Below are 17,028 nucleotides of genomic sequence, written 5' to 3' on the forward strand. Positions count from 1 at the left end.
CGTTTTTCATTCCGGCATTCCACCGGCAGCCTCATCGGCCGCGCGCAATTGCGCCAGTTTTTCGGCGATTTTCAGCTCCAGCCATCGCGTACGCTTTGGAACGCCTCTTATCTGACAAGGACGATTCGCTATACCGGCACGGCCAGCGAACTGACCCGCATATGTGTCTCCACCACACCCGTACCCTGTCCAAAGACCTGGTGGTGTCTTGCAAACGGCAACGCGATATCGTACAAACCAACGGCGCGCCGCGCTATGCCCTATGGGGGAAAAGCATCACCGTGGTCTAGTATAGCGACGAAAGCAAAGAGCTTCTCGCCGATAAAGAAGTCCTGTTTTACAAGGTATTCGATCCCGCACAGGACATCCCCACGCCCGCCGATGACAAGACCCTCAAGGCACGGGTGGATGACATCCTCAAGGCTCGCCAGCCCAAGGAAAAGTGGCACCTAGGTTCCAATCATCCCTGGCGCCGTTCATTCACCACCCCGCCCCCAGAATCTCAAGGAACCAGCCTGTGAGGGCAAACCATCCCCGACCCACCACCCTCCGGACATCTCTACTTTGCCTTGACAGGAAGAGAATCAGCTTTTACCGAACCGTTGCTTGATTTCACGCAGTCGGTCGATCAGCGCAGCATTCCCTTCCGACTCGATCTCGTCCGCAATCATCTGATAACTTTCATGATCTCCGACGGAGAGAAACGCTTCCACCAATCCGAGCCGGGTATCCAGCGCAGGATCGATCACCGCCGATGAGGGCTCCTCCACTTCGCCCATCGGATGCACTCCACCCGAAGCGCCCAATGGCTCGCTCGCAGGCAAATCCAAAGTCAGGCCACTTTCATGTACCGCAGAGGGCGCCGATTCGACTGGCGCCACGGAATCCAAGTCGAAATCGAGCGAAACGGGTGAGGCATGCTCGTTCGTTTCAGGCAGTTCAAAAGCCAAGGGCGCTGGCGTCTCATTCCCGCCAAAAGCACTCGCCGGAATATCATCCAAAAAGTCGACGGGGGCTTGCGCCGCATCAGATTCGTTCACCGGATCGGCAACGGGCGCATCGTAGGACGCATCAAAAATATTCACCGCACCATGCAGAGCGGACACCTCGTCTGCAGCAGGCAGATGGGGAACCTGGTCAGCGCCGAATTTTTCCTCAATCGTCGCCAGCGTCTGATTCAGTGCATGGCTATCATGATTTTCGGAATGCAATCGCGCCAGCTCCTGATAAAGAGCCAACTCCTCAGGATGCTGATGAATCGCTTCCTGCAAAGTACTCACGGCCTGGCCGTCTAAGTGGTAAGAAACCAGCAACCGCACCTCTTCAATGACAGAGGCCGGATTAAATGGCGGCGCCGACGGGACGATCGGAGCAGCCACCTCCTCTGCCATGACAGCCGCTGCCGATGAGGCCGTGGCAACCGGAATCACGGCGGCTTTAGGTTCCATGTGCGGCGCAGATGAGGACGCATAGCCTGTTGGAACATACGGCTCCGATTCTGCATCCCGACGACGACGAGAAACAGCAACCAGCAACAACAGGATGATCAGCAATCCCGCACCGCCCAGCAAATACGGCCCCCACTGAACCCAGAAATTATTGGCATTCGACTCAAGACGCTGACGGATTTGCTGCGTTTGTTCTTCGGATTGCTTCACCTTTTGCTGAAGCTGCGCAATATTTTGGTTGCGCTCAGCGACCAAACCCTGCACTTGCTTGAGCTGATCGTTGAGCAACTCAATTTGTTTGCTCATCGCAGCGCTTTTTGCATCAATCGAGGCGATGGCCTCATCCGTTTGTTGGGTAGTCCCCGCTACTGCCGACGCTGTACCAGTCACAGAGGGTGCACCTGCCGCCGCTCCGGCGGATGCGGATGCAGATTCCGCCAAGGGCGAAGCGGCCGACGCAGCTGCCCCTGCCTTGGGTTCAGCGGATAGCAACTCCAATTTCGGCTGCGGCTGAGTAGCGGCTACCGCCGGGGTATCAATGGCCGCCAGCTTGGTCGTGGGTAGGGCGGCGGCGCCGTTCTCGGCGGGCGTAGCCGCTGCTGCCGGTGCTTCGGGAGAAGGCGTGTTTGCAGCGGCAGCCGTTGGCACCTTCAAGGTCACGCCGGAACGCAAGGCGTTGCCATTGCCATCTACAAACGCCTCAGGATTGGCGTTGATGATCGCTTGCATCATCCCACGCACCGGAATCTTGCCACCATTCACGGCACGGCGGGCGATGTCGTACAGGGTATCGCCGCGTTGCACCTTATAGGTTCCGCCCATACTGACATCCGGTACATTCTGTACCGTCTGCCAATTTCCCGCGCCGCTCGACCGGCTGCCTTTGAGACTGGCCGACGATGCAGCAGCGGATTCCTCGCGCCCACCAACCGGCGGATTCAAGAGCAGGTCGTATTCCTTGATGACCTGGCTGTCACCAGAAGATACTTCAAGCAACATACTCAAAATGGGATCGGTGATGATTCGCTTGGAATGGACGATCACCACGGGCTTGCTGCCCAGCTCTTTGATCTCAAAAGTGATGTTGCCTGACAAGCTATCCAACGACAGGCCAGCCTGATCGTAGAATTTTTGCGGTGCTAGCCGAACCTTGACTTCGTCAATCGGCGTACTACCCAACCCACTCAGGGGAATGACGACCTTGAGATGCTCGGTCAGGTGCGAATCAACCCGAGCCTGCCCCAACTCAACCGCACCTGCCCAAGCGGGCAAGGTACTTAGCACGGCCGCAATCATCCAACTCAACTTCCGCATGTCATGCCACTCCTTCTTGAAATCGATCGTCCTGACCCGGAGAGAATGTCCAACAAAGGTCAATTCAAACCGTGGTCATCACTGCTGCGAATGATTGTGCCACAGCTTGAACAGCCATGGCGCGTGTTTTCCTTCGCGCCAGCCATCAACTCCGTTGTACGACATCAAAGATAATCGCGCACCAGAACCTCGGCAATTTGCACACTGTTCAATGCAGCGCCTTTACGCACATTATCGGACACCACCCAGAGGTTCAAGCCGCGTTCGATTGAAATATCCTCACGGATACGACCCACATACACCGGATCGGTGCCCACCGCGTGGGTTTGCGCCGTCGGCCAACCGCCATCCTTGCGTTCATCGACGAGGCACACACCGGGAGCCTTAGCCAACAGCGCGCGGGCAGCTTCTGCCGTGATCTTGTCGCGGGTTTCGATATGCACGGCTTCAGAATGACCGTAGAACACCGGCACGCGCACCGCCGTCGGATTCACCTGAATCGTCTCGTCGCCCATGATCTTGCGGGTTTCCCAGACCACTTTCATTTCTTCCTTGGTGTAGCCGTTGTCCATGAACACATCGATTTGCGGCAACACATTGAAGGCAATGGGTTTGGGATAGACCACCGGCTCCTTGCGGTCGCCGCTCAACAGCGCGGCAGTTTGTGTGGCCAGTTCCTCGATCGCTTCCTTGCCGGTGCCGGATACGGCTTGATAAGTCGCGACATTGATACGGGTGATGCCCACCGCATCGTAAATCGGCTTCAGTGCGACCAACATCTGAATGGTGGAACAGTTCGGGTTGGCGATGATGCCGCGATTCTTGTACTGCGCGATCGCCTGGGGATTCACTTCCGGCACGACGAGGGGAATATCCTCGTCATAGCGGAATTGCGAGGTATTGTCGATCACCACGCAGCCTGCTGCCGCGGCTTTTGGCGCGTAGATCGCGGATACGGACGCGCCCGGCGAGAACAGGCCAATCTGCACTTTGGAGAAATCGAAGGTGGCAAGATCTTCTACCGCCAGCAGGTGATCGCCAAATGGGACTTTCTTCCCGACCGAGCGCTCGGAGGCCAACGCATACACCTTGCCGACCGGAAATTTCCGCTGGGCGAGGATATCCAGCATGGTTTCGCCCACCGCACCGGTTGCCCCGACCACCGCCACATCAAATACTCGACTCATGTTCTTACTCACCAACCTGTTATGGCGCTAGCGCCGCCTGTCCGAATAGCCGTTTATCTTAACGCAGCAACGACCGCATCGCCCATTTCGATGGTGGACACTTTGCGATCCGCCGCTGTGCAAATGTCCGCCGTGCGTAAGCCTTGATCCAGCACCCGGCTGACGGCGGTTTCGATGCGTTCGGCCAGATCGCCGCGCCCGAAGCTGTAACGCAGGAGCATCGCCGCCGAAAGAATGGTTGCCAGCGGGTTGGCAATCCCTTTGCCGGCAATGTCCGGCGCAGAACCGTGGCTGGGTTCGTACAAACCCTGCCCCTTATCGTTCAGAGAGGCGGAAGGCAGCATGCCGATGGAACCGCTGAGCATGGACGCTTGATCGGAAAGGATGTCGCCAAACAGGTTCTCGGTCACGATCACATCGAATTGCTTCGGCCAGCGCACGAGCTGCATGGCGGCGTTATCGACATACATGTGACTGAGTTCGACCTCTGGATAATCCTTGGCGACGCGGTTCATCACCTCGCGCCACAGCTCGGAGGTTTCCAGCACATTGGCCTTGTCCACGGAGCAGACTTTTTTGTTGCGCTTCATTGCGGCCTCAAAGGCCACGCGCCCGATCCGTTCGATTTCCAGCTCGTTGTAATGCATGGTGTTAAAGCCTTCGCGCAACGACTGGCCGTTCACCGTCACCGTGCGAATGCCGCGCGGCTGGCCAAAATAGGCTCCGCCGGTCAGCTCCCGCACGATGAGAATATCCAATCCCGCCACGACCTCTGGTTTGAGCGAAGAGGCATCGGCCAGTTGCGGATACAGCATCGCCGGGCGCAGGTTCGCGAACAACCCCATCGCCGCACGAATGCCGAGCAGGCCGCGTTCCGGGCGCAGCGGCCGGTCGAGGCTGTCGTATTGCGGACCGCCAACCGCGCCGAGCAGCACGGCATCTGCCGCCAGCGCCGCAACCTGGGTTGCCTCCGGAAAAGGATGCCCGGCCGCATCGTAGGCCGCACCGCCGATCACGCCCTCCACGAAATTCAGCGTCAGATCGCTGCCCTCAGTAACCGCCTCAAGCACCCGCACCGCCTGCGCGGTGATTTCCGGCCCGATCCCGTCACCGGGCAATACCAAAATCGTCTTTTTCATCCTATTTTCTCCAATTTTTTCCAATTAGTTTGACTGTTCAGACAGGGCAATCATCACCACCCCGGCCGCAACCAGACCCAGCGCCAACACCTCGCGCCGCGTGAAGCGCTCGTGCAAATAAAAATGGCTGAACAAAAGGGTAAAGAGCACCTCGACCTGACCCAAGCCCCGAACCAGCGCCACCTGAGTGAGCGAAAAGCCGGTGAACCAGGCCGCCGAACCGATGGCCGAAAGCATCCCCACCGGCAGAGCCCGCCGCCACGCGATGAGACACTGGCGCAAATCCTGCCGGGCAAATCCGGCCATATAACTGCCCTGCACGCCCACCTGCAAGGCATTGGTGATCAGCAGCACCAGCAAGGCTTTGAGCAGAACCGGGGTCTGGTCGTCCAGCGTCAAGCTGGCTTCCCGCAGCGCCAGCGCGGTCAAGGCGAACGCAAACCCCGCCCCCAAACCATACAGCGCAGCAGGCTGGATCGACAGCTTCAGCCAGCCGATCAGCGTAAATTTCTCCACGGGCAGAGAAAGCCAGAGTACGCCAACCATGGAGACGAGCACACCCAGCACCGCCCAGCCCGGTAAGGCGATGCCGAATACCAGCACCGAGAGCAGCACCAGTTGCACGGCTTCGGTCTTGGCATAGGCCGTGCCGACCAGATAATTGCGATGACCGAAAGCCAGAATCAGAAACAGCGTGCCGAAAATCTGCGCTACCCCGCCGGCGAGGCAGTACAACAGGAACGCCACGGACCATTTCGGTTCGATACCAACACCATGTCCTTGCACGCTGAACCACCACCAGGCGATAGCCAGCATCAGCACATCCAGCGGCAAGGCGTAGAAATAACGCACAAACGCCGCGCCGCTGGCGCTCAATTCGTGCCGCAGCCGCGCCTGAATTGCTGTTCGCCACGCCTGAAACAGCGCGGCAGCGATCGTGACGGGAATCCAGGCGGGCAGGCTCGTCATGTCCCTGTCGCTCGGTCAGTCGCTCGCGGTCGGAAACTCAAGGGCGCGCGGCAAGAAACAGCCAAGGCCGTTCAGCCCGGTGTTTAGCCTCATACGCCCGAATCTTGTCTGCGTGCTGGAGCGTCAAGCCAATGTCATCCAGCCCTTCGAGCAGACAATGCCGCCGGAACTCATCCACCGCAAAGGGGACGGCCGAACCATCGGGCTTGATGATCTGCTGGTTTTGCAAATCGACGGTGAGTTGATAGCCCTTGTCGGCCGCCACTTCGCGGAACAACTGATCGACCACCGCTTCCGGCAGCACAATCGGCAACAGCCCCGTTTTGAAACTGTTGTTGAAGAAAATATCCGCAAAGGACGGCGCGATAACGACGCGAAAGCCAAAATTGGTCAGCGCCCAGACCGCATGCTCCCGCGAGGAACCGCAGCCGAAATTGGATCGCGCCAGCAGGATGGTCGCCCGATCATAGGGCGGTTGATTCAGGATGAACTCCGGGTTTTTCGCCCGACGGCTGTGATCCATGCCCGGCTCGCCCGGCTCCAGGTAACGCCAGTCATCGAAGGCGTTCGGGCCAAACCCGCTGCGCTTGATCGATTTCAGGTACTGCTTCGGAATGATGGCATCCGTATCGACATTGGCGCGGTCGAGCGGTGCCACAATGCCGGTGTGGGTGGTGAATGCTTGCATGATGGTTCTCCTGTTCGACTTACTGCGGACGACGAACGTCCACGAAATGCCCCGCAATCGCCGCCGCTGCGGCCATGGCCGGGCTGACCAGATGCGTCCGCCCGCCCTGCCCCTGCCGTCCCTCGAAGTTGCGGTTGCTGGTCGAGGCACAGCGTTCGCCCGGTTCCAGACGATCGGCGTTCATCGCCAGACACATCGAACACCCCGGCTCCCGCCATTCAAAACCCGCCTTCAGAAAAATCTGGTCGAGCCCTTCCCGTTCTGCCTGCTCACGCACGAGCCCCGAACCCGGTACCACCATCGCCAGCTTCACATTCGAAGCCACTTTGCGATCGCCAATCACTGCCGCCGCCGCCCGCAAATCCTCGATGCGCGCATTGGTGCAGGAACCGATGAACACCTTGTCCACGGCAATCTCTTCGATCGGCGTATTTGCGGACAACCCCATGTAGGCCAACGCTTTACGCATGCCGTCGGCCTTGACGGGATCGGTTTCGAGCGCAGGATCGGGGACGCGCCCCGAGACAGGCACGACCATCTCCGGCGAGGTGCCCCAACTCACCTGTGGCTCGATGCTGGCGGCGTCCAACACCACCACCTTGTCGAACACCGCGTCCGGATCGGATTTGAGCGTGCGCCAATAGGCAGCGGCCTGTTCGAACTGCGCACCTTGCGGGGCGAACGGACGGCCACGGAAATACTCGATCGTCTTTTCATCGACCGCGACCATTCCAGCCCGCGCGCCGCCCTCGATCGCCATATTGCATACGCTCATCCGGCCTTCGATAGACAACGATTCGATGGCCGAACCGGCAAACTCGATGGCATACCCCGTGCCGCCCGCCGTGCCAATCTTGCCGATGATGGCCAGCACCACATCCTTGGCGGTTACCCCTCTACCCAGCGTACCTTCGACGCGAATCTGCAGCGTCTTGGCGCGTTTTTGCAGCAGGGTTTGCGTCGCCATCACATGCTCGACTTCGGAAGTACCAATCCCGAAGGCCAGCGCACCGAAGGCGCCGTGAGTTGAGGTATGCGAATCGCCGCAGACAATCGTAGTACCCGGCAGGGTGAAGCCCTCCTCCGGCCCGATCACATGCACGATACCCTGGCGTTTATCGGTCATCGAAAACTCTTGCACGCCGAACTCCGCACAGTTGCGGTCCAGCGTTTCCACCTGCTCGCGGGAAACGAGATCTTCGATGCCGCGCAGGCGGTTGGTCGTCGGCACATTGTGATCCGGCACCGCGAGCATCGCATCGACCCGCCACGGCTTGCGTCCAGCCATCCGCAGCCCCTCAAAGGCTTGCGGACTCGTCACTTCGTGCACCAAATGCCGGTCGATATACAACAGCGCCGTGCCATCCGCCTGCTGATGCACGATGTGTTCATCAAAGATTTTGTCGTACAGCGTTTTGCCCGCCATGGTGTTGACCCTCCCGAAGTGATGTGCCGCCCACGATACCCGGTTCAGCATCCAACCAAAAATAGAATATGATCATCGCATCCATTCCCAACAGTTATGACTGACTGCCGCTGAACCCCCGACTGGAACCCCCGGATGTCTGCACCGACCTCGCCTTTATCGAACGATGATCGGCCACCGAGCCCTGCCGCCCGCCGAGCAAAACACCTCGATCAGCAGCAAATTCTGGCGTATCTCGCGGTTGCCGAGGCCGGTTCGTTTTCTGCAGCCGCGCGGCGCCTGCATCTGACCCAACCCGCCCTCAGCAAGCGGGTCGCCCTGCTGGAAGATCAACTCGGATTTTTGCTGTTTGAACGACTGCCCAAACGCCTGGAACTGACCGAAGCCGGACAGGCGCTACTCCCGGCAGCGCGGCGGTTGCGGCAAGCTCTGGATGATTTTGCGGAATTGCCGCCCAAGTCGCTGGTCGCACTAACGGGTCGGCTTTCCATCGCCTTGAGTCATTACACCGGATTGCACCGCCTGCCGGCTGCGCTGGAAGCCTTCAACCAGGCGCATCCCGGGGTGTTGCTCGATTTGCGCTTCGTGGAATCGGAAACGGCGCTGGCTTTGGTGCTGCAAGGGGAGGTGCGTCTTGCGTACGGCACCTTGGGCGAACCGGATGACCGGCTGGTCGTCGATGAGCTCTGGCAGGAACAACTGATTCCCATGGGCGCGACCCGACAGGTCACCGAAGAGCCAGAGGCATTCTGGCGCAGTCACCCGATGATTTTGCCTGCCGCGCGAACCAGCACCCGGCAGCTGATTGACGATTGGTTAAGACAAATCCAGCTCAAGCCCGCCGCCGTCATCGAAGTCAATCAGCTCGACTCGATCGCCCTGCTCGTCGGTACCGGGATCGGCTGGAGCGTGCTACCCCATAGCCTGCAAAACGACAAAATCCGCCCGATTCCGAGCCTGAATGCCTCGCCCGCACAGCGGCGACTGGGCGGCATTCGTCTGGCCAATCGGCCACTCAGCCCTGCGGCGGCAGCATTTATCGCCACAGTGGTCAGAATGAACGAATCTGGCTAAAGACAGGGCGGACTGAATAACTCCACGAAGGGCGGTATTCAGCGTTTCATTGATTAAGTCTATGTAGTGGGCAGCGCAAGCCGTTGGCTCAGGGCGGATCAGTCCGGCAAAAACGGATAATCGGTATAGCCCGCCGCCCCACCACCATAAAAGCTGGCCGGATCGGCGGTATTGAGCTCAGCACCCCGGGCAAACCGCGCCACCAAATCCGGATTGGCGATGAACGGTACGCCAAAAGCGACCGCATCGGCACGACCTTCCGTCAGCGCGACTTCTGCCGTTTCACGGGTGTAACGGTAATTGACCATCCAGCGGCCAGACCAGAGGCCACGCAGGCTATCCAGCGCGAACGCCGGTCCCGCAGCGCCCGGTTGGTCACTCCCCATACCGGCCACATGCAGATAGGCAAGACCAAACCCATCGAGCATGTGCACCACCGCCCGGAAGGTCGTTTGCGGATCGCTGTCGAACATGCCATTTGCGGGTTGCAACGGCGAAATGCGCACGCCCACGCGCCCCGCCCCCACCCGCGCCGTGACAGCCTCGGTAATTTCTCGCAAAAACCGCAGGCGGTTTTCCAGGCTGCCGCCATAAGCATCGGTTCGGTGATTGGTGCCGTCGCGCAGAAACTGATCGATCAGATACCCGTTGGCGGCATGAATCTCGACCCCATCGAAACCGGCATCGAGCGCCCGGCTGGCCGCGTCAGCATACGCCTGCACGATGCCCGGAATTTCTGCGGTTTCCAGCGCCCGAGGCGTTTCATAAGGCGCCTTGCCGAAATCGGCCGTGCGACCTTCTCCGGCGATGGCCAAGGCCGAGGGAGCGACGGGACGCGCGTGCCCCGGCTGAAAACTGGAGTGCGAAACCCGCCCGACATGCCAGAGCTGCAATACCATCAGACCACCCGCTTCGTGCACGGCCGCCGTGACCTTTCGCCAGCCAGCAACCTGCTCGGCACTGTGCATGCCGGGCGTACTCGGATACCCCTGCCCCTCCGGTAGAATTTGCGAGGCTTCGCTGATGATGAGCCCGGCGGTCGCTCGCTGGCGATAATACTCGGCCATCAGATCGGTCGGCACATTACCCGCACCGGCGCGGCAGCGCGTCAGGGGCGCCATCACACAGCGGTTTTTCAGCGTCAAATCGCCCAGCGTCACGGGGGATAACAGGGTCATACTCATGCAGCGTCTCCGTGAGATTCAACTAATGGAAATAAATCATAGCAGGCTAATGATTTACTGGGCGTGACAAAATCCGCCCGTCCAACGGAGACCCACGGTATAAACCGCGCCGAACTTCGTAGCGTGGTTAGTCCGCTGTCAGCGAGAGCGCGATGAAATGCTGTTCGCTGCCTCGGCGAATCAGAACCGCATTGGGAGTGTCGGTTCGGGCAGATATAAAGGCGGTTTGCGCGGCGTCGAGAGAATTCATCTCGTGCTGATTCAGGGAAAGCAGCACATCCTGCGGCATCAAACCCGCCCGCGCGGCCGGCCCCTGCGGATCGACCGCCTTCACGCGAACCTCGTGATCGGATTGCGTCAATAACAAACCGTAGTTATCGACGATCAAGTCATCCGATTTCATCGACTGAATATGCTGAGAATCTGCTTTGGGCAATGGAGCCAAGGTGACGCGCACGGTTTGCGTCTTGCCTTCGTTGAACACCGTGAGTTTGACCACGCTGCCCGGCGGCAGCAAGCCGACCCGTTGTGATAAATCCGCCGATTCATGAATGGGCGAGCCATCCACTGCCGTGATGATGTCTCCGGGTTGCAGGCTGGATTTTTCTGCCGGCGAGCCCGCGACAAACCCCGTCACCAGAGCGCCCTGCACCCGATCGACGCCGAGCGCCTCGGCCATCTCGCGGGTCAGCGACTGCACCTGCACGCCCAAAAACCCCCGTGCGACCGAGCCATGCGCCTTGAGCTGCTTGACGACGCCCATCGCGTAATTGATCGGAATCGCGAACGACAGGCCGTCATAGCCACCGGATTCCGTAAAAATCTGGGCGTTGATGCCGATGACCTCGCCCTGCACATTGAACAAGGGACCGCCCGAACTGCCCGGGTTGATCGCCACATCGGTCTGCAGAAACGGCACATAGCGCTGATCCGGTTCATCCGGCAACGCGCGCCCGACCGCACTAATCACACCCGCCGTGACTGAATGATCAAAACCGAAGGGTGAGCCAATAGCCACCGCCCATTGTCCGGGCAGCACCTGATCGGAATTCCCCAGACGCACTGGCTTGAGATTATTCGCATCGATCTTGAGCAGCGCGATATCGCCCGCCTCATCACGACCCAGCACCTGCGCCTTGAATTCACGGCCATCGGCCAGGCGCACAAAGACTTGTTTCGCCCCGTCAATCACATGGGCGTTGGTCAAAATATCGCCCGAGGCATCAATGATGAAGCCCGAACCTGAGTTATTCTCCGGCTCGATCGGTGCCGGTTTGGCGGGGGTTTGTGGCTGCCCACCCGAACCATTAAACCCAAAAAACTGTTGGAAAAACTGTTCCAGCGGATTTTGACCGCCGGGCGTCTCTGCCGGGGGAGTCGCGGGCGCGGCCTCGTCATCGGGCAAGGCGCCGAGAGGCAGCACGGCGGTGATGTTCACCACCGAGGCATTATTGGCTTTGACCAGCGCGGAAAAATCCGGCAAGCCAGTCACGGCTCCGGTTTGGTGATCACCACAACCGGTAGCCCCCAGCAACCACAGCGCCATTGAGCCAAACGCCAGCGACCGACGCAGTCGCCGGGCGCTCCAGAAATTTGCAAGATCATTCATCACGCGGGTAGCGCCTTTTTTCATCGGACAACCCGCAGTGTAGCAGGCACTGGCCAAGCGGAGGCGCGCCGTTTGTTACGGCTGAGTAACAAAGTGGCTGGGAATGAGCGCCCACCCACTCGGTCGATGCCCTATTGTGCCCGCCGCCAATCCACCCGCTCGACCTGTGGCGCAAAATGCCCGCGGCGGGCGAGCGTCGCGGGCATCCAGTACAGCCACAGCAAAGGCAGCAGCAAGCCGAGCAAGGCGCCGACCATGCTGGCGCCGGCAAAGGCCAGGGTTTGCTGCGCGAGCACGGCACCCAAGATCAGCCCCAACAGCGGCAACAGGTACATCAGCAATGATGCCTGAACCAGGGCGCGCGCCGGCAAGACCAGTTGCACCTGATCCCCTACCGCCAGCGCGAGATCCGTCGCCGCCCACACGCGATGATGACGGCGGTTGAGAACGCGGGAAAGCACGCTTACGCCACAACTCCCCTGCGAAGAACAGGATTGACAGCCACTCTGGCGCAGCGTTTCGACCCAAACGCCGTCTAAGGTCAGTTCGACCACCGTGCCATATTCCCGGATCAAGCCGCCCGCGTCGCTGGTCTCATCGGCTGCATACGCCCGGTCGAGCCGTTCGAGCTGGCTTTGTGCTTGGGCAACGGAACCGCGCGGAGAATCGATGGGGGAGGACATGGCACTACGGCGCCGAATCGGGCGCGCCCGGCGGTAACAGAGGGTTTTGTTCAGATTGTGCGCCCGGCAATTCCTGCACCGGCCGGGTGTTCTGGCAGATTTGCTCCACCGCCGCCATCGGCACATCGCCAATGACCGTCAGACGGACATCGCCCACTTGACGCACCACGATATTGACCCCGTATTTCGCGGCATCAGGATCGAGCGCTTTGGTCTGCGGTAAATGTTCGACAAATACCGAGGCCGTTGAAAGGCCGTCGCTGACGATGATGTGTTCGAAGCGCTGGTGCGTCACCGGGTTCTCGCGCCAGACGCGGCTTTTGATTTGATATCCGGGCAATAAGGGGGACACCGACCAGCCTTCATCCGGCGCGAGTGCCTGCGGCGTGACGCCCGCTGGTCGCTCAACGATACGATAACCCGGAGGAACCGCATCGGGCTTGCCCGGCGCCATGTCTGGCCAGCTTTGACCATCCGTCGCTCCGATGTTCAATGCCGTGAAAAAGTCGTGCTCGATGGGCAGGCCGCGCGTGTCATACAAACTCATCCGCGCCAGCAAGTGACTGTGCGCGGTGATGCACAGTTTGTACCCGTACCGCCAGGCATCTTTCGGCACCAAGCCCACCACATGACAGGCATGATCGGCCACCCGGGATGTGCCGAGCGATACGATCCGATAATGCGCGGTCAATGCCTGCGGGTCGGAAAACCGCAGCCCCGATAGCCGCGAACGCACACCGGGGAAATCACCAAACACAATTTCCCGACGATCCGGCCACTGGCATTCACAATGATCATTCTGGCGAAGCACGACGCGCGACTCTCCGCTCAGGGTGAGGAGTTTTTCCTGCTCCCCCGCCGAACCGGCACGATGCCAGAGGGCGGTGGTGTCGATCTCATCGCCCCGCACATGGACATAAGTCCCCGAATAATCTGTCGTGCGCATCGCATCACTCATGGCCTTGAGCCACGCCATCGCCTGCGAATCCTGTTCCGGCTCAACCATCGCGACGGGAATCAAGCGCCAAACCTGCTGCTGCCCCTCCGCGATCTGTACCTGCCAACTGTCCGCACGCGCGACAGCCACATTCAGGCAGCACAAACCCGCCAGACTCACCAGAATCAACCCACGCTGCATGCTCACTCCGACGGCTTGAAGCTGATCATGCGTAACGACGGCATCACTTCCGATAAATCCGGAGAAACCGATTCAAAATGCGTCATCAAATACGGATCCATCGGCGTTTTCTGGTTCGTCGCCTGCGCCCAGGCCGGCAAAGCCATGCCGGGGGACACTCGCGCCACGATGGGGATCGGGGTAGCCCCAGTCTCGGGCTGCCGCGCGACCTGCAAATTCGACTCGGGTGGAGAGACGCTGCTACTGGGCATCATCCACACGCCAATACCGACCATGCCTGCGACAAATGACGCGGCAATCGCCCCCCGCCACGCGGTCATCGACCGGCGTAGGCGAGACTGCGGGAACGCAATCACCGGCGTTTGGACGGCAGCATGCGCCAGATCCTGCGCCAGTTGATCGGCCGCTGCCGCATCCTTGGCCAGCCGCGCGGCAACCAGGGTGGAAATATCGCGCGCATCGAGCTGCTCGTGACGCAACGCCGCCCCAATCAGCGAATAGCAACGCAGACTATGGCGCGCCTCGGTGTCCGTGAGAGAGAGTAGATGATCGACCGGCACTGCATTTGGCTGTACGCATTCGTCATCCCACCAGGAAGAGAGCAACTCCACCGCGGGAACGGTTGATGCGGCATGGACGCCCGTCAGCTTATTCATCACTTACTCCTCCTGCCCCAATGCAGGCTGTTGCTCGATTACCATGGCGCCCCATCCAACAAAGGACGAATGCGCTCTTCTACGGCCTCTCTCGCCCGAAAGATTCGTGAACGCACCGTCCCGATCGGGCAATTCATCACGACGGCAATTTCTTCATAACTCAAGCCTTCGAGCTCCCGCAGCGTCAACGCCGTGCGTAAATCCTCCGGCAATGCGCGAATGGCGGCGTGAATCTCTGCCTCCAGTTCGGCGGTGGCCGCCTCATCTTCGGGGCTTGCATGATCACGCAACGCCTCCGGCTCGACCATTGGCTCATCAGACTCATCCCCGCCGCCGGAGTTCAATGAAACCGAGTACCCTTCCCGTGCATCGGCCACCAGCTGATTTTTCGCGGTATTGACGGCGATGCGATACAGCCAGGTGTAGAACTGGCTTTCACCCCGGAAATTCCCCAGCGCCCGATAAGCTTTGATAAACGCTTCTTGAGCCAAATCAAACGCTTGCTCCTGATCACGCACAAACCGGCCGACCAGTCGCAGCACGCGGTGCTGATATTTGAGCACCAACAAATCAAACGCCCGCCGATCCCCCTGCTGCGCACGCAACACAAGTTCTTGATCCGTCGCGGAATCATTGGCAGGCGAAATTGAATGGGGGGCCATAATGCCTCATGCTCTAGCGGGTCAAGCCGACCCAGCCGATCCAAGCGCGGCGCGCAGGCGCCCAACGCAATCCAGCGCGCTAGTATACTCACAAGCCTAATCATTTCATGCGAGCTGTCATGTCTGTCACGGATTCTTCCTGCGCGGTCGATGTGCTGATCATCGGTTCCGGCGCCGCAGGACTCGCCGCCGCCCTGCGATTACCGCAGGACTTGCGCATCTGCATTTTGAGCAAGGCCACCCTGAGCGCGGGCAGCACCCCCTGGGCGCAAGGCGGCATCGCTGCGGCGCTGGGGGGCTTCGAGGACATCGAACAGCACATCGAAGACACCTGTCGGGCAGGGGGGGATCTGCCCGATCCGGCGGTCGTGCGGCGCGTGGTCGAAGCCGGTGCCGAGCAAATCGAGTGGCTGCTGGCGCTGGGCATGCCCTTTTCGAATGAGTCCGATCACCTACATCTGACCCGCGAAGGCGGGCACGGCACCCGGCGGGTCGCCCATGCGGCAGATCACACGGGCAAAAGCCTGATGGATACCCTGCTCGCGGCCGTGCAATCCCGACCCAATATCCACTATCGGGAACGGCATCTCGCCGTCAACCTGATAACCACCCACAGTCTGGGGCGAATCGACGAAGCCAATCGCTGCCTCGGTGCCTATGTCCTCGACCTCGATCACGATACCGTGCGCACCTTTCAGGCCGATCACATCATTCTGGCGACGGGCGGGGCGGCCAAAGCCTACCTGTACACCACCAACCCGGATGGTTCGACGGGCGATGGTATTGCCATGGGCTGGCGTGCCGGCTGCCGGGTGGCCAATATGGAGTTCATGCAGTTCCACCCGACCTGCCTATTCGAACCCCGCGCCAAATCGTTTCTGATCAGCGAAGCGGTGCGCGGTGAAGGGGGGCTTCTCCGCCTGCCGGACGGCAGCCGCTTCATGCCGCGCTATCACCCAGATGCGGAACTCGCGCCCCGGGATGTGGTGGCGCGCGCCATCGACGCGGAAATGAAGCGGCTGGGCATCGACTGCGTCTACCTCGACATCACCCACAAAGGTGCCGCGTTCATCGAACAGCATTTCCCGATGATCCACGCCCGCTGCCTCGAATATGGCTATGACATGACCCGAGATCCGCTGCCGGTCGTCCCTGCCGCACACTACACCTGCGGTGGGCTGATCGTGAACGAGGCGGGTCGAACCGACCTCCTCGGCCTGTACGCCATCGGGGAAACCAGCCACACCGGGCTGCACGGTGCCAATCGCCTGGCGAGTAACTCCCTGCTCGAATGCCTCGTCTATGCACAGGCCGCCGCCGAGGACATCACGCGCCATCCCCTGCCCCCGCACCCTGCGGTACTCCCCGACTGGGATGAAAGCCTGGTGACCGATCCCGATGAAGCGGTCGTAGTCACCCACAACTGGGACGAACTGCGGCGCACAATGTGGGACTATGTCGGCATCGTGCGCACCACCAAACGGCTGGAACGCGCTGCCCACCGCATCGAGCTGCTCAAGCGCGAAATTCAGGAGTATTACGCCCATTTTCGCATCAGCAACAACCTGATCGAGCTCCGCAACCTCGTCGAAGTGGCCGATCTGATTGTGCGCGCTGCCCTCGCCCGCCAAGAAAGCCGGGGACTGCACTTCACCCGGGATTACCCGGAGCTGGATCGGGCACACCCACCCCGCAACACGGTCTGCGATCGTACAGTGGCCGGATCGGGTGCCCTGGGAAATCCGCCTACCGGCTCGGCGGCTCCATTCATGTGTCGAATGCTGCCTCCCGCCGAAACAATAAGGCAAGACGAATCCGCAGCCCGGTAAGGCAAAGATTCCGGCCAGATGG

General features: G+C 60.2%; 14 protein-coding genes. 2 read left to right on the forward strand and 12 right to left on the reverse strand.

Annotation, left to right across the window (positions count from 1 at the left end; all coding sequences use genetic code 11):
• Positions 1-584: 584 nt before the first annotated feature.
• The 6 genes from VOI35_RS05765 to leuC form a co-directional block, all read right to left on the reverse strand.
• On the reverse strand, positions 585-2,762 hold the full coding sequence (locus VOI35_RS05765; protein ID WP_407275118.1) for a FimV family protein: 2,178 nt from the start codon (positions 2,760-2,762) through the stop codon (positions 585-587).
• A 164-nt stretch (positions 2,763-2,926) separates the two neighbouring features.
• The gene (locus tag VOI35_RS05770; RefSeq protein ID WP_407275119.1) at positions 2,927-3,949 is read right to left on the reverse strand and encodes an aspartate-semialdehyde dehydrogenase; all 1,023 of its coding nucleotides are present in this window, start codon (positions 3,947-3,949) and stop codon (positions 2,927-2,929) included.
• Positions 3,950-4,002: 53 nt separating this feature from the next.
• On the reverse strand, positions 4,003-5,088 hold the full coding sequence (gene leuB / locus VOI35_RS05775; protein WP_407275120.1) for a 3-isopropylmalate dehydrogenase: 1,086 nt from the start codon (positions 5,086-5,088) through the stop codon (positions 4,003-4,005).
• Positions 5,089-5,112: 24 nt separating this feature from the next.
• Complete coding sequence (locus tag VOI35_RS05780) at positions 5,113-6,057, reverse strand: EamA family transporter (RefSeq protein WP_407275121.1); 945 nt, start codon at positions 6,055-6,057, stop codon at positions 5,113-5,115.
• A 37-nt stretch (positions 6,058-6,094) separates the two neighbouring features.
• Entirely contained in the window at positions 6,095-6,745 is a 651-nt protein-coding gene (gene leuD, locus VOI35_RS05785) for a 3-isopropylmalate dehydratase small subunit (RefSeq protein ID WP_407275122.1), read from the reverse strand.
• Between the two features lie 19 nt (positions 6,746-6,764).
• On the reverse strand, positions 6,765-8,171 hold the full coding sequence (gene leuC, locus VOI35_RS05790; RefSeq protein ID WP_407275123.1) for a 3-isopropylmalate dehydratase large subunit: 1,407 nt from the start codon (positions 8,169-8,171) through the stop codon (positions 6,765-6,767).
• Positions 8,172-8,306: 135 nt separating this feature from the next.
• Here leuC and VOI35_RS05795 point away from each other — a divergent pair, with 135 nt between their 5' ends.
• Positions 8,307-9,245: a LysR family transcriptional regulator gene (locus VOI35_RS05795; protein WP_407275124.1), complete on the forward strand. Its 939-nt coding sequence runs from the start codon at positions 8,307-8,309 to the stop codon at positions 9,243-9,245.
• Positions 9,246-9,343: 98 nt separating this feature from the next.
• On the opposite strand, the gene VOI35_RS05800 is transcribed toward VOI35_RS05795, so the two are convergent.
• The 6 genes from VOI35_RS05800 to rpoE form a co-directional block, all read right to left on the reverse strand.
• The gene (locus VOI35_RS05800) at positions 9,344-10,429 is read right to left on the reverse strand and encodes an alkene reductase (RefSeq protein WP_407275125.1); all 1,086 of its coding nucleotides are present in this window, start codon (positions 10,427-10,429) and stop codon (positions 9,344-9,346) included.
• A gap of 127 nt (positions 10,430-10,556) precedes the next feature.
• The gene (locus VOI35_RS05805; protein WP_407275126.1) at positions 10,557-12,038 is read right to left on the reverse strand and encodes a Do family serine endopeptidase; all 1,482 of its coding nucleotides are present in this window, start codon (positions 12,036-12,038) and stop codon (positions 10,557-10,559) included.
• A gap of 131 nt (positions 12,039-12,169) precedes the next feature.
• Positions 12,170-12,721: a SoxR reducing system RseC family protein gene (locus VOI35_RS05810; protein ID WP_407275127.1), complete on the reverse strand. Its 552-nt coding sequence runs from the start codon at positions 12,719-12,721 to the stop codon at positions 12,170-12,172.
• A gap of 4 nt (positions 12,722-12,725) precedes the next feature.
• The gene (locus VOI35_RS05815) at positions 12,726-13,859 is read right to left on the reverse strand and encodes a MucB/RseB C-terminal domain-containing protein (RefSeq protein ID WP_407275128.1); all 1,134 of its coding nucleotides are present in this window, start codon (positions 13,857-13,859) and stop codon (positions 12,726-12,728) included.
• Positions 13,860-13,861: 2 nt separating this feature from the next.
• Positions 13,862-14,515 carry a hypothetical protein gene (locus tag VOI35_RS05820; RefSeq protein WP_407275129.1) on the reverse strand — a complete coding sequence of 218 codons (654 nt, stop codon included), beginning with the start codon at positions 14,513-14,515 and terminating at the stop codon, positions 13,862-13,864.
• A 38-nt stretch (positions 14,516-14,553) separates the two neighbouring features.
• Positions 14,554-15,177, reverse strand: coding sequence for an RNA polymerase sigma factor RpoE (rpoE, locus tag VOI35_RS05825; RefSeq protein ID WP_407275130.1), 624 nt, complete (start codon positions 15,175-15,177; stop codon positions 14,554-14,556).
• A gap of 119 nt (positions 15,178-15,296) precedes the next feature.
• Between rpoE and nadB the strand changes: the two genes are divergently transcribed.
• A complete protein-coding gene (nadB, locus tag VOI35_RS05830; protein WP_407275131.1) occupies positions 15,297-17,006 on the forward strand; it encodes an L-aspartate oxidase in 1,710 nt (569 codons plus the stop codon).
• Positions 17,007-17,028: the final 22 nt, after the last annotated feature.

The sequence above is a fragment of the Halothiobacillus sp. DCM-1 genome (assembly GCF_045689735.1).
In the GTDB taxonomy this organism is placed as follows: Bacteria; Pseudomonadota; Gammaproteobacteria; order Halothiobacillales; family Halothiobacillaceae; genus Halothiobacillus.

What these genes read in the sequence shown, in the direction of transcription:
- VOI35_RS05820 (WP_407275129.1), bottom strand. Translation starts at nt 14,515, where the DNA reads ATGAATAAGCTGACGGGCGTCCATGCCGCATCAACCGTTCCCGCGGTG.
- rpoE (WP_407275130.1), bottom strand. Translation starts at nt 15,177, where the DNA reads ATGGCCCCCCATTCAATTTCGCCTGCCAATGATTCCGCGACGGATCAA.
- leuD (WP_407275122.1), bottom strand. Translation starts at nt 6,745, where the DNA reads ATGCAAGCATTCACCACCCACACCGGCATTGTGGCACCGCTCGACCGC.
- nadB (WP_407275131.1), top strand. Translation starts at nt 15,297, where the DNA reads ATGTCTGTCACGGATTCTTCCTGCGCGGTCGATGTGCTGATCATCGGT.
- VOI35_RS05770 (WP_407275119.1), bottom strand. Translation starts at nt 3,949, where the DNA reads ATGAGTCGAGTATTTGATGTGGCGGTGGTCGGGGCAACCGGTGCGGTG.
- VOI35_RS05765 (WP_407275118.1), bottom strand. Translation starts at nt 2,762, where the DNA reads ATGCGGAAGTTGAGTTGGATGATTGCGGCCGTGCTAAGTACCTTGCCC.
- VOI35_RS05800 (WP_407275125.1), bottom strand. Translation starts at nt 10,429, where the DNA reads ATGAGTATGACCCTGTTATCCCCCGTGACGCTGGGCGATTTGACGCTG.
- VOI35_RS05795 (WP_407275124.1), top strand. Translation starts at nt 8,307, where the DNA reads ATGTCTGCACCGACCTCGCCTTTATCGAACGATGATCGGCCACCGAGC.
- VOI35_RS05805 (WP_407275126.1), bottom strand. Translation starts at nt 12,038, where the DNA reads ATGAATGATCTTGCAAATTTCTGGAGCGCCCGGCGACTGCGTCGGTCG.
- leuC (WP_407275123.1), bottom strand. Translation starts at nt 8,171, where the DNA reads ATGGCGGGCAAAACGCTGTACGACAAAATCTTTGATGAACACATCGTG.
- VOI35_RS05810 (WP_407275127.1), bottom strand. Translation starts at nt 12,721, where the DNA reads ATGTCCTCCCCCATCGATTCTCCGCGCGGTTCCGTTGCCCAAGCACAA.
- VOI35_RS05780 (WP_407275121.1), bottom strand. Translation starts at nt 6,057, where the DNA reads ATGACGAGCCTGCCCGCCTGGATTCCCGTCACGATCGCTGCCGCGCTG.
- VOI35_RS05815 (WP_407275128.1), bottom strand. Translation starts at nt 13,859, where the DNA reads ATGCAGCGTGGGTTGATTCTGGTGAGTCTGGCGGGTTTGTGCTGCCTG.
- leuB (WP_407275120.1), bottom strand. Translation starts at nt 5,088, where the DNA reads ATGAAAAAGACGATTTTGGTATTGCCCGGTGACGGGATCGGGCCGGAA.